The 12,556-nt window shown below is 59.4% G+C and carries 12 protein-coding genes; 6 read left to right on the top strand and 6 right to left on the bottom strand.

The window, feature by feature from the left end:
- The first annotated feature begins 13 nt into the window (after positions 1 to 13).
- From ASG35_RS16375 to ASG35_RS16360, 4 genes are all read left to right on the top strand, one after another.
- A complete protein-coding gene (locus ASG35_RS16375) occupies positions 14 to 1,054 on the top strand; it encodes an alpha/beta hydrolase (RefSeq protein WP_056359404.1) in 1,041 nt (346 codons plus the stop codon).
- 247 nt (positions 1,055 to 1,301) lie between these two features.
- A complete protein-coding gene (locus tag ASG35_RS16370) occupies positions 1,302 to 3,470 on the top strand; it encodes a TonB-dependent siderophore receptor (RefSeq protein ID WP_156393198.1) in 2,169 nt (722 codons plus the stop codon).
- Positions 3,471 to 3,521: 51 nt separating this feature from the next.
- Positions 3,522 to 4,124: a nicotinamide riboside transporter PnuC gene (gene pnuC, locus ASG35_RS16365; RefSeq protein ID WP_056359401.1), complete on the top strand. Its 603-nt coding sequence runs from the start codon at positions 3,522 to 3,524 to the stop codon at positions 4,122 to 4,124.
- 8 nt (positions 4,125 to 4,132) lie between these two features.
- Entirely contained in the window at positions 4,133 to 5,326 is a 1,194-nt protein-coding gene (locus ASG35_RS16360) for a phosphotransferase enzyme family protein (RefSeq protein WP_056360762.1), read from the top strand.
- A 60-nt stretch (positions 5,327 to 5,386) separates the two neighbouring features.
- Here the strand turns inward: ASG35_RS16360 and ASG35_RS16355 are convergent, their stop codons facing one another.
- The 6 genes from ASG35_RS16355 to ASG35_RS16330 form a co-directional block, all read right to left on the bottom strand.
- Complete coding sequence (locus ASG35_RS16355; RefSeq protein ID WP_056359398.1) at positions 5,387 to 6,721, bottom strand: MFS transporter; 1,335 nt, start codon at positions 6,719 to 6,721, stop codon at positions 5,387 to 5,389.
- A 45-nt stretch (positions 6,722 to 6,766) separates the two neighbouring features.
- The gene (locus tag ASG35_RS16350) at positions 6,767 to 7,807 is read right to left on the bottom strand and encodes a LacI family DNA-binding transcriptional regulator (RefSeq protein WP_056359394.1); all 1,041 of its coding nucleotides are present in this window, start codon (positions 7,805 to 7,807) and stop codon (positions 6,767 to 6,769) included.
- Positions 7,808 to 7,968: 161 nt separating this feature from the next.
- The gene (locus ASG35_RS16345; RefSeq protein WP_056359391.1) at positions 7,969 to 8,715 is read right to left on the bottom strand and encodes a DUF899 domain-containing protein; all 747 of its coding nucleotides are present in this window, start codon (positions 8,713 to 8,715) and stop codon (positions 7,969 to 7,971) included.
- A 20-nt stretch (positions 8,716 to 8,735) separates the two neighbouring features.
- A complete protein-coding gene (locus tag ASG35_RS16340) occupies positions 8,736 to 9,164 on the bottom strand; it encodes an SRPBCC family protein (protein ID WP_056359388.1) in 429 nt (142 codons plus the stop codon).
- A complete protein-coding gene (locus tag ASG35_RS16335) occupies positions 9,071 to 9,469 on the bottom strand; it encodes an ArsR/SmtB family transcription factor (RefSeq protein WP_235527569.1) in 399 nt (132 codons plus the stop codon). Before ASG35_RS16335 ends, ASG35_RS16340 begins: the two co-directional genes overlap by 94 nt.
- A gap of 285 nt (positions 9,470 to 9,754) precedes the next feature.
- A complete protein-coding gene (locus tag ASG35_RS16330; RefSeq protein ID WP_056359382.1) occupies positions 9,755 to 10,270 on the bottom strand; it encodes a metal-dependent hydrolase in 516 nt (171 codons plus the stop codon).
- A 236-nt stretch (positions 10,271 to 10,506) separates the two neighbouring features.
- Here ASG35_RS16330 and ASG35_RS16325 point away from each other — a divergent pair, with 236 nt between their 5' ends.
- The gene (locus ASG35_RS16325) at positions 10,507 to 11,649 is read left to right on the top strand and encodes a Gfo/Idh/MocA family protein (RefSeq protein ID WP_056359377.1); all 1,143 of its coding nucleotides are present in this window, start codon (positions 10,507 to 10,509) and stop codon (positions 11,647 to 11,649) included.
- 237 nt (positions 11,650 to 11,886) lie between these two features.
- A complete protein-coding gene (locus tag ASG35_RS16320) occupies positions 11,887 to 12,555 on the top strand; it encodes an HAD-IA family hydrolase (protein WP_056359374.1) in 669 nt (222 codons plus the stop codon).
- Position 12,556 lies beyond the last annotated feature (1 nt).

Below are 12,556 nucleotides of genomic sequence, written 5' to 3'. Positions count from 1 at the left end.
AACGACAACCAAGATGCGTGATACTCAACTCAGCTGGCGTACTCTTTTCGGCTATGCGCGTGCCGTCAGCGCCTTCAGCAAGTCCGTCCACTCCGACCTGACGCGGGCAAGCTTCGAGCGGCTTGCGTCAGCGGGAGGCGCTGTTACGCCTGACGCAATGCAAGCTGTTCTGCCGCCGCACGAGGCGTTTGCGACCTCCGATAACTACCCGATGGCGTATCGCCATTACGCTTCGCGCAGCACACGCCGCGTGGTGATTCTCGTGCATGGCGCAGGATGTTTCGGCGATCAGATGAACGCGCTGGCGCAGCACCTTTCGCTGCGCGACATTGCCGACGTATATACGCTCGACATGCGTGGCCACGGCCTTTCGCCAGGTGTCCCAGGTCACGCTGTCGATGAACCCCGTCAGATGGTTTCGGATATCGCTGAATTCGTTACGTTCGCCGCGCGCCGTCACCGCGGTTCCGCGATCGTATTGGGCGGTCACTCAGCAGGCGGTGGTCTCATTCTCGCCATCTCGCGCAGTCCGCTGCATCGGCGGGTATCGGCTTATTTGTTTCTGGCGCCGTTTCTTGGGCTCGGCTCGCCTGTCAACCGTCCTTATTTTGGCGGATGGGTGCGTCTGCGCGGAGTGCGCTTGCGGTTGCTTAGCTTGCTCAGCGCGTTAGGCATGACGCAATTCAATGGCAATACGGTGGTCGAGTTTGCTCCCGCGGCCCGCGCGCTCGACGAGCGTTATATTGCAAGCTGGTCGTTCAATACAACGCTCGCGTTCGGTCCGGGACTCTGGGTCACGAATAAGGAACCTATTGGCCCGGATATACCCGTGCTGGTCTTGTCGGGTGACAATGACGAGTGTTTCGATGCATCTCTTTATCCCGCGGCATTCAAGATCGTCGCACCGCATGCCGAGGTTCGCAGCATGGGCTCGCTGGGTCATTGGGATCTGCTTGCCGATCCCGCCATGCTCGATGCCGTCGAGCGTTGGTTGGCCCCGCAAGGCGTGAAACGCACGGGCGTGGCCGAGATCGTCAAGGCATCGACTTACTGATTTGGGCCGAACGGTTTATCTGTACTATGTGGCCTGCAGCGGAACAAGCGGGGTTCTAAAAATCGCCAAAGCCTTTTCGCTTAGGCGCATTTAATTTGTTCTTAGCAAAAAAATCCGCTTTCTTTTGATTATCGGCATGGGCCAGCGACGCCTGTCGGCATTATCCAAAACAATGAAGAATAAAAGACTTATACAGGCGCGGTTTTCGCATCAATCGCACTTTTTTTCGCATCGAAAATCTGTTGTCATGGTTGCCGTCACTACCGTGTTCGGCATGCAGGCAGCGTTTGCGCAGGCGGCTGAACCAACTGCGCCAACTGCGCCAAATAGCGTCGCCGAACTTCCGGCGGTTAGCGTGAGCGCTACGCATTACAGCGACTATCGGGCGCGCACCGCTTCTGTTGCCGGCTTCGATGAAACGCCGCTGCGGGATACGCCTGCGTCGGTATCGGTCGTCACGCGCGCGCAACTCGATGACCAGCAGGCAAAGCTCCTAAGCGATGTGGTTCGCAACGACGCATCGGTCAACAATGACTATGCACCCGTTGGCTACTATCAAGGCTTTACCATTCGCGGTTTCCCGATCGACCTTGCCAGCGCCATCAAGATCAATGGTTTGACCATTTCCGGCGAGCAGAATGTCGCGCTGGAAAACAAGGATCGCGTCGAAATTCTGAAGGGGCTTGCAGGCATAGAAAGCGGCGTGGTGGCGCCCGGCGGAATCATCAACTTCGTGACCAAGCGCCCGCAGAATGCCGCGAGCATCACAACCGATATCGACAGCCGCGGTTCGACTTCCGCAGCTGTCGATCTCGGGCGGCGCTTTGGAGACCAGAATCAGTTCGGGTTGCGAATCAATGCCGCGAAGGAGAATATCCACTCGTACGTCGATGGCGCGAACGGCCGCCGCACGTTCGGCTCGATTGCGGCCGACTGGATCATCAGCCCGCGCGCGAGCCTGCAATTCGATGCCGAGTTCCAGCAGCTGATCCAGCGTTCGGCGTCGGGGTATCAGTTGCTGGGTGGGACAGCGGTGCCGCCCGCAGCGTCGGCATCGAAGCTGCTCGGATTGCAACCGTGGACAAAACCCGTGACCACCGACGCACTGAATCTCAACACCCGGTTCGACTACAGCTTCAACGACAACTGGCAAGGCTACATAGCCGCTAGCCGCAGCCATACGATGATCGACGACAACGTTGCGTTCGCCTATGGTTGCGGCTACGTCGCAAGTTGCGGGGCGGGCGGTACATCGCCGTTTTTCTTTGCATCGAATGGCGATTTCGATGTGTACGACTATCGCAGCCCAGGGGAGTATCGGCGTAACAACGAGGTTCGCGCCGTGCTTACCGGAAAGTTTTCGACCGGGTCGCTCAAGCATGACGTGACGTTCGGCGCCAGCGTGCAGCGCCGTGTGGTCGAGCTTTCGAACGCGGTGTACGACTACGTTGGCAGCGAAAATATTTACGGACCGAACCTCACGTTCGATCCATCGCCGAATTCCCCGAGTGCTTCTTTTCCGCAACTCGATTCACGCCAGTATTCGGTCTTTGGCACGGACCGGATCACGTTCAACGATCATTGGCAGATTCTCGCCGGAGGACGCGGCGTGTTGTTGCGTCAACGAAGCTGGACTGAAATGGATGGCCCGGCTACCGACACCGACCGATCCATCTTCTTGCCGCAAGTGGCCGTCGTGTATAAGCCGGTCGCACCGCTTTCGCTTTATGCGTCCTATAGCAAGGCCCTTTCGCTCGGCGATCAGGCACCGGTGCGGGCAAGCAACGCCTATGTGTTTCTTCCGCCGGTCGTGTCCAATCAGGTTGAAGTCGGCGCCAAGTATGACTGGCTCGATCGGCTGAATCTCACGGCTGCGGTGTTTGCAATCAACAAGCCGTTCGAATACGCGAAACCTGATTCATCCGATGCAGGTTATACGTTCACGCAACAGGGGACCGAGCGTCATCAGGGTATCGAGTTGAGCGCAGCGGGACGGGCGACGGACCGGCTTACGCTAACGGCAAGCATTGCCGCGATCAGGGCGCGTGCGTACGACTCGGGCACGCCTGCCTACGAAGGGCATCAAGTGATCAACGTGCCGCGACTGAGCGCGGCGCTTTATGCGGACTATGCGGTGCCCCATGTTGCGGGACTCGATTTGCTGGGCGGCGTCAATTACAGCGGCAGCAAGGCGGCTAATGAAGAGGGCACGGCGAGCGTGCCGTCCTATTTCGTGTTCAATCTCGGCGCGCGTTATACGACCAAGCTCGGCGGTCATAAGACCGTGGTACGGCTCTCTATTGATAACCTCTTCAACAAATACTACTGGCAGGATAGCGGCGAGCTTCAAGGCGATGCATATTTGTTCCTCGGCGCGCCGCGCACTGCGCGTTTATCGTTGACTTATGATTTCTAGGAATGTCTCTAATGCCGCGCTTTCACGCGTCCCCGAATCGAGGCTAACGTAATGTCCGTTCTGGAAATCATCGGTGTGATCGTAAGCGCGTTCGCTATCTGGCTGACCGCTCGACGCAAGATGCTGTGCTGGCCGGTAGGGTTGGTATCGGTGGCGCTATATGGCTGGATTTTCTTCGATGCAAAGCTGTACTCCGACATGCTGTTGCAGGGCGCTTTTGCCGTATTGCAAATCTACGGATGGTGGGTCTGGCTCGAGCAAAGAAAGCTGAATTCGCCAGCGGAGTCCGCCGAAGTGCGTGTGCAAGCTGTTACGCCAATGGCGCTCGGGTCCGGCGTACTGCTCGCGATCATTGGAAGCGTAGTGCTCGGCTCGTTGATGGCGCGGCTAACGGACGCGGCGTTGCCGTATGTGGATGCGTCGCTGACAGCGTTCAGTCTCGTTGCGCAGTACTGGACCGCGCGGCGCTATATAGCGTCGTGGTGGCTCTGGATCGCGGTGGATGTTGTTTATGTCGGGATGTTTGTGTTCAAGGGTCTTTACCCGACGTCAGGGCTCTATGCGCTCTTTGTCGTGCTGGCGCTGATCGGCTTGCGTGACTGGAGCCGCGCCGCTGCGCGTGCCGAACCCACGCAAACGCCACGCGCGGCCTGAGAATGAACATGTCGACAGCAAAAACGCCTCCGCCTGGTGAATCGTCTACAGAGTTTGCGCCTTTGCAGTTCGGCGTAGATGGCGAGCAGGCTGAGCGCGACTGGCCGTTGATCACGCGTGAAGAAGCCGAGGCGGTGTTCGAGCAGTTTCCTTTTATCGGCGCCGTGACCGGACTCACGTGGCATAGCCCGCGGCCGTTTTCTGCAGCGGTGCTGATCGACACGTCGAGCGGCGACACGCTCTTCATGAAGCGGCATCACGCAAGCATCCGCGACGTGCAAGGGCTCGCGGAAGAGCACGCGTTTATCGCGCACCTCGCGTCGCACGGACTGCCGGTCGCGGATATTCTCGCCACGCCAGACGGCGACACGGCAGTGGTCCGTGGCGAATGGACGTACGAGGTGCATCGGGCGGCGGCGGGCGTGGATGTGTATCGGAAAGCGATGTCGTGGACGCCTTTCGCCGATACTTCCCATGCGTTCGCAGCCGGGCACATGCTCGCGCGCCTGCACGTCGCAGCGCAAGATTTCGCTGCGCCGGCGCGGCCCATCCGTCCGCTGCTTTCGAGTTTTCGGGCGCTCAATGACGCCGGCCTCATCGACGCACTTGACCGATGGATCGGCGCGCAACCGTCGCTGCTCAACGCGTTGCAAGGGCGTGACTGGCGTTCGGACGTGACGCGGGTCATCTTGCCCTGGCACGCGCGGCTGGCGCCTCTGCTGCCCGCACTGCGCCCGCTCTGGACGCACGGCGACTGGCACGCGTCCAACCTTCTCTGGACCAGCGACACACCCGGCGCTCGAGTCAGCACCATCCTCGACTTTGGTTTATCGGACCGGACGTGCGCCGTCTACGATCTCGCGGTCGCGATCGAGCGAAATGCCATCGAGTGGTTATCGGCGCAAGACGCTCGTCAGGTGCACCTGGATCATGTCGATGCGTTGCTGAACGGATATGAATCGCGCACGCCCTTGAGCGATGACGAATATGCGGCGCTCGTGGCAATATTGCCGATCGTTCATACGGAGTTTGCGCTTTCCGAGGTCGCGTATTTCCACGCGACGCTCGGGTCGCAGCAAAACGCGGATGTTGCTTACGATGGCTATTTGCTTGGCCACGCGCAATGGTTTTCTGAGCCGGCAGGAAAGGCGCTTATCGACCATCTGGAGACTCGAGAGCGCATCTTCAGGGCAACGGTTTGAAGACGGGTTTTTCACTCGCGACAGGACGTCGTTGCGAGCGGAAAAACCTCGTCATGCCATTTACGTATGGCGTTCTTCGGCGAACGTCGGGCGTGGCGCGTTTTCCAGAGCCGTATCGTGTTTCAGCAATAGCACGGCTGCCACACCGACCAGTCCCGCGCCCGACAGACACAACAAACCAGCGGCAAAACTGCCGGTACTGTCCTTGATCCAGCCCATCGCATAGGGCCCAAAAAACCCCGCAAGATTGCCGAGCGAATTCACCGCTGCAATGCCGCCGGCAGCCGCCGCGCCCGAGAGGAATGCAGCAGGCAAAGTCCAGATGACCGGCAGGCAACCGAAGATGCCAAAGCCGGCGATCGAAAGCGCGATCATCTTCAGCACCGGATTATCCAGCGCCGTCGATGCCGCGATCCCGCCAGCCGCGACCAGCAACGCGATTGCCACATGCCATTTGCGCTCGAGCTTGCGGTCCGAGTGACGTCCCCAGTACACCATGCTGATTGCGCCTACGATGTAAGGCAAGGACGTCACCAGCCCCGTTTGCACATTCGTCAGGCCGAAGCCTTTCACGATTTGCGGCAGGAAAAAGCTCAGGCCGTAGTTCGTAGCGTTTGCGCCGAAATAGATCAGCGCGACCGCGAGCACACGCGGATTGAACAAGGCTTCCTTCACGCTGAAACTGCGCACGGCTTCGCGTTGCCGGCGTTCCTCCGCTTGACGGTTGACGAGCCAGTTGCGCTGGTCGTCGGTGAGCCACTTCGCGTCGGCGGGTTTATCGGTGAGATAGAAGAACACCACGAACGCAAGGAACAAAGCAGGCAACGCTTCGATCAAGTAGACCCACTGCCATCCGGCAAGGCCGCCGAGTTTATCGAGGTTCAGGAGGGCGCCCGAGATAGGCGCACCGATGACCGTCGACAACGGGATCGCGACCATGAAATAGCCGACCACGCGACCGCGATAAGCGGCGGGAAACCAGAGCGTCAGCAAGAAGATGATGCCGGGAAAAAACCCCGCTTCGGCGATCCCGAGCAGCACACGCAGCGTGTAGAAGACGTGCGCGGAGGTCATGCCCGTGTATTGCGCGATGTGCGGAATGAAAGCCATCGCGGCTGCAAGAATTCCCCACGTGAACATGATCCGCGCGATCCATTTCCGTGCGCCGAATTTTTCGAGCAGCAGATTGGACGGCACCTCGAAGAAGAAATACGCAATGAAGAAAATGCCCGCGCCGAAGCCGAATGCGCTGGGCGAAAAGCCAAGATCCTTGTTCATCTGCAACGCGGCAAAACCCACGTTCACACGATCCAGATAAGCGATGAAATAGCAAAGCATCAGGAAGGGGACTAGCCGCGCAGTCACGCGCGTCAGTGTGCTTTTCTCAAGGTCCATTTGCCATGTCTCCAGTATTGAGGTTGTGATTTCATCTGAAACGTTTCATCCGGGTACGGCTGTTTCGGCAGATGCATACGAGGTGCTTTCACGCACCAGCAATTCGGCTTTGAAACTCAAGTGAACGAATTCGTGCTGCTCACCGTTCAAGAGCTTGAGCATCAACTGCCAGATGGCATGGCCGATGGCCTCCACAGGCTGACGTATCGACGTCAGATAGGGACGCAGCACGGACATCCAGGGGGCGTCATCGAAGGAAAGGAGCGACACGTCCGTTGGAATACGCAAGTCGGCGTCGCGGATGGCGCGCAGCGCGCCCAGCGTTGTCACGTTGCAGCCAGTGAAGAGGGCGGTCGGACGCATTGAACCGCTCAATACCTTGAGGGTTGCTGCATGGCTTTGCGTGGCCGTCATGCCGCACTCGACCACTGCAATGTATTTGGCAAGATGCGCGTTACGCATTGCATCGACATAAGCGTCCGCGCGTTCTCGCGAATTGACGAGATCAAGCGTGTTGACGAGGAACGTGATGCGTTGGTGCCCGAGCGCGATCAGGTGCGCGGTGCCATCGGCGGCAGCGCTACGGCTGTTGGTCGTAACCGTGTTCGCGGGGAAAGTGTCGTCCACGCGATCCGCCATCACGAGTGGCACGTTGCATTCGCGAGCCTCGGTTATTGCGTGCTGGTAACCGCTGCACGGAATGATGATCATGCCCGCCACCTGACGCGACATGACAAAGCGGATGCGTTCGGTTTCGCGCTCAGGATCTTCGTTGGCGTGAGCCAGGATCAACTGATAACCATGCTGCAACGCATGGTTTTCGAGGGCGCGCGCGACGTCGACGAAAAACTGGTTGGTGAGATCAGGAAGGACCAGGCCAATGGAAGTAGGGCGGCCACGGCGTAGGTCGGCCGCGATTCCGTTACGCCGGTATCCAATAAGACGCGCCGCATCCCAGACGCGGCGAGCGCGCTCGGCGCTTACGCCAGAAGCACCGGACAGCACCTTCGACGCCGTGCCAACAGACACCTTCGCCGCATTCGCGACATCGCGCAGCGTGGGAAGGGCTCTGTCAGGCACGCTCATGGATCACCCATTCGGCATCGACTGAAACGTTTCAGAGAATAGGCGATGAATGGAGCGGTTACAAGATCCGGGCGCTCAGGGTTTACGGCGGCACGGGTAAATACGAGGAAGCTTCGACTGGCCGCGCCATCGGAGCGGCCAGTCCTGCGTGGACAGACTCTTCAATGACAACTTCCTTCCGCTTTATGCTGCGTGTTGTCGTAGCGATCGTGATGCCGCATCCAGTCCGTCATGCCGTGTTCCTCGTCGCGTCCCTTCGGCGTGAGGTCGAGCAAATCGTAAGCGCCGATAAGCGGTTCCACGCCACGTCCATACGCCGAGAAAGTGCGGAACACATCGCCCGCCTCGTCTTTGTAGAAGACGCTGACGCCGGGCATCTCGTCGCTGTCAAAGCCAGGCTCTGTGGTTTCGTGCGTCTCGAAGTTGTATTCGATCTTGCCGGTGGCGCGCTGCTCTGGCGTGAACGAAACGTGATGGTCGAAATTGAAGTCGCTGCCAAATGACGATACCCATTTGAAGTGCCAGCCCATGCGCCTCTTGAAGGCTTCTATTTTCGAAAGAGGCGCACGCGATACCGCAACGTAAGCAACGTCGCGTTGCTCGACATGCATCAACGCACCGTCCACATGATCCGACACGAATGAGCAGCCGATGCATCCCGCTTCCCAGTCCGGCCCCAGCATGAAGTGATACACGATCAGCTGGCTGCGTCCGTTGAAGAGTTCGGCAAGCGTCTTGCGGCCATGCGGCGTATCGAACGTATAACGCTTTTCGACCTTTACCCACGGCAACGCGCGTCGCTTTTCGGCAAGCGCATCGCGCGCATGGGTCAACGCCTTTTCATCGGCGAGATGCGCCTTTTGCGCGGCAAACCATTCGTCTTGTGAAACTACCGGGTGCTGTTCCATCTTGCGTCCTCCTCCAGTGATCAGGCGAATTCCCGTACAAGTCCGTCGAGGATTTCGTTCCAGCCGGACTCGTGGTTGTCGCGTGCGGTTTCATCGAAGAACTGCTCGTGCTTGAGTGTGAGCAGAGTGAGTTCGCCGTCGCGCCTGAGCGTGAACGTGACAAGCGATTCGCGTTCGGGCGTGCTGCGCCAAGCCCAGGTGTAGACGAGTTTTTCGTCTTGCACGACTTCCTTGAATACGCCGCTTACGTCGTGCTCTTCGCCAGCCGGCGTGCGCATGACGATGCGAAACCGGCCGCCGACGCGCACGTCCATCTCAGCGCGAATCACGTTGTTATTGGCGGGATGCATCCACTTCACGAGTTGCGACGGTTCCGTCCACGCGGCGAAGATTTTGGCGGGACTGGCGTTGATTCGGCGCTGAAGCGTGAGGCTGGGTTTGTCGGACATGGGTCTTCCTCCACAAAGGCGGCAAGGCGATCGAGGGTATCGGTCCAGAAGCGCTCGTAACGGGCGAGCCATTGCATGGCTTCCTCCATCGGTCCGGCGGCGAGCCGGCAAGCGACGGTGCGTCCCGTCTTGGTCCGCGTGATCAGCCCGGCATCCGACAACACGTCTAGATGCTTCATCACGGCGGGCAACGACATGGCGAACGGCTGTGCGAGTTCGCTCACGGACAAGTCCGCGCCGGCGGACAGACGTGCGAGAAGCGCGCGGCGCGTCGGGTCGGCCAGGGCGGTGAATGTGCGGTTCAAGGCCGCTTCGGAATACTTAACCATGAAGTTAAGTTTAAGCGGTGATTGTGGGAAGTCAAGAAACGGGTGGGACTTTTGATGCTAAGCGTTTACGCGTATGCGGCAGCGCGGATTCTTCTTGCCCGGTTGGCATTAACTCTCGCTCATGGTCGACTATGAGTTGATTGCTTTGTTTCCGCGCGCTCGATTCATGCTGCGATAATCGCAACGCCGCAGCAAAGCAATTCGGGATCGGCCGCACGACCAAGTGGCGGCTTTTGAAGTAGGCTTCCTGAAGGACTGGGCTTAGCGCGTTATCCAGCGTGTCAAGTGCGTAAGACTGTAGATGTCGTGCAGCCCGGCATGGCCGGCGACGAACCACGCCGCAGTCCATGAAGCCCCGACAACCAGCAGGTCGCAATGGCCGCTGTTCCACCAATTGAGCGAATGACGCGTGGTGAACCACGGAACGCCGAGCGGGTTGGGCCAGTCGGCGAGCAGATGCATCAAGCCGCCGCACGCAAAGCCAAACGCCGGCGCGGCAAGCCGATCATGTCCCAGCCACCGGTACGAAATCACCAGCAGCGCAATCCATCCAATGCCCCAATGAGTGACGGTACGGTGCGTGACCCACAGCCGGCGCTTGCGCGACCACCACGCGACTTCGAGCCAGTCCGGCGCGGTGCCGCCCGCGACCGCGGCCATGAAACTCAACAGGACCCACACATGAAACGGCCCTGCCGCGCCGCTATGGGCAACCACACTTGCCGCCATGACGCCGGCCGCAAAGCCCGTGGCGTGATGCGCTTTACTCGATGCCATTGGAACGTTGCTGCCTGGAAGTCGGAAGTCGGGGTCGCCATGTTTGCAGATGCGTGCGCAAATTGACAGAGCCGGTTACTGTCTTTTTCACTTCCGAGTCCGAGCGTTGGCTGCTTGGTTAATTCTCGCGTCGACAGGCATAGTATCTATGTCGGAAATCGAATTAAATAATACGAAAATGTCCGTGCGAGTCGGGCGCCGGTATTGTCCGTTCAAACCAAAAGGAGTTTAAAAAAATGGCTGAGACAAAACTGTCTGGAGCGCTGGGCGTCGCGATCGTCGGCGCCGGCATGATGGGCGCAGTTCATTCAAGGGCGAGCCGTCTGGCGGGCGCTCAGATCAGGGGCATCGCAACCTCGAGCCCGGAACGCGCCATTGAGGCCGCAGCTCAACTCGGGATTGAACGCGCTTATTCAAACGTCGAAGAAGCCATCGGCGACTCGTCGGTCGATGTCATTCATATCTGCACGCCGAATGCAACGCATTACCCGATCGCCATGGCGGCGCTTGCCGCCGGCAAGCACGTGATCTGTGAGAAGCCGCTTGCAACCCGTCTCGCCGATGCAAAGGCGCTAGCGGATGCTGCCCGGTCGGCGCAACGTGTGGCGGCCGTTCCATTTGTTTATCGATATCACCCGATGGTCCGTGAAGCGCGCGCGCTCGTGCAGGACGGCACCGTCGGCGCGCTGCAACTGATGCACGGAAGTTATCTTCAGGACTGGCTGCTCGGTCGCGACGATACGAACTGGCGCGTCGACGCCGCGCTAGGCGGTCCGTCGCGCGCGTTTGCCGACATCGGCTCGCACTGGTGCGACCTGATTGAATGGATCAGCGGCGACCGCTTCGAATCGGTTGTGGCGACGCTTCAAACCACCATGAAGGACCGGCCGGCTGGATCGGTGGCGACCTTCTCGGCGGTGACGGCCGATGCATCGGCGCCGCGCAAAGCCGTGACGACCGAGGACATTGCCGGCGCGTTGTTCCGCACGGCCACGGGCGTGCTGACAACGCTGACCGTGAGCCAGGTATCGGCAGGTCGCAAGAACCGCTTGTGGTTCGAAATCGATGGCGCCAACGCGAGCCTCGTATTCGATCAGGAAGAACCCGAAAAGTTGTGGCTTGGCGAACGCGACTCGACTCGCTTGTTCGTGCGCGATCCATCGCGCGGCAGCGCCGAGCAGCGGCGTCTCGCGACGTTGCCGGCGGGTCACGCGCAAGGCTATGCGCAATGCTTCGAAGCCTTCGTTGCCGATACCTACGCAGTCATTCGCGGCGAGACGCGCGACGGCCTGCCGACTTTCGACGATGGTTATCGGTCGGCGCAAATCATCGATGCGGTGCTGGGTTCATCGAAGGCAGGTGCATGGAAGCAGATCTAGATGGCAGCGTGTTCATCACATAAAAATCTTTTGATGTTCCCCGGTGGCACGCGTGCTTTAAACCGACGCTTCCCGGTATTTTCCGATGCAAGGTATGCTCACGGCTCGCCGCTTGAAGTCGTCAACACGCCGAGACTGCCTGACTTTGAAAATAGAATCGAATGGACCGCTGGTCGTTTTGCATCCGCATGAATCGACCATGCCGCACCTCATTGATATCCCTCACTCATCTTCCTCATGCTGCTTACTCAAGTCGAATTCCGCGCTTCCTGTCTTCTCTTCGATATGGATGGAACGTTGATCAACTCGCACGCGCCTGTGATCCGTGCTTACACGGACTGGGCGGCGCAACACGGGCTCGACGCCGCCATGGTCCTGCGCGAATGCCAGGGGCGGCGCGTGATCGATACAGTCCGCGCACTGGCGCCTGCGGGAACGGACATAGAAGCCGATACAGCGGCGCTGAAGCAACGCGAACTCGACGACGTAGACGGCATTGTCGAAATACCGGGCGCGCGGGCGTTGCTGGAGTCGCTTGCCGACGATCGCTGGGCCGTCGTAACTTCCGCCGAACGGCCTCTCGCAATACGGCGCATGCAGGCAGCAGGACTGCCGATTCCCAGGTTTCTGTTCACGTCCGACGACATTGCGCGGGGCAAGCCCGCACCGGATGGTTTTATCGCGGGCGCGAAAGCGTTGGGCGCCGAACCCGAACAGGCCCTCGTATTCGAGGATTCGGCAGCGGGGATCAAGTCGGGACTTGCAGCGTCGTCACGAGTGATCGCGTTGACTTCCACGCTGGATGTGTCGCAGATCGATGCGCTCCAACCCTCGGGATATCTTCACGATTTTCTCAGCGTAAAAGTTTTCAACGACGAAGGGCAGTTGCTGTTCCGGATTGCGTAAA

Source organism: Burkholderia sp. Leaf177, assembly GCF_001424345.1.
Lineage (GTDB): Bacteria > Pseudomonadota > Gammaproteobacteria > Burkholderiales > Burkholderiaceae > Caballeronia.
Note: the sequence above shows the minus strand (reverse complement) of the source record. Positions and strands in the feature narration are given on the sequence as shown.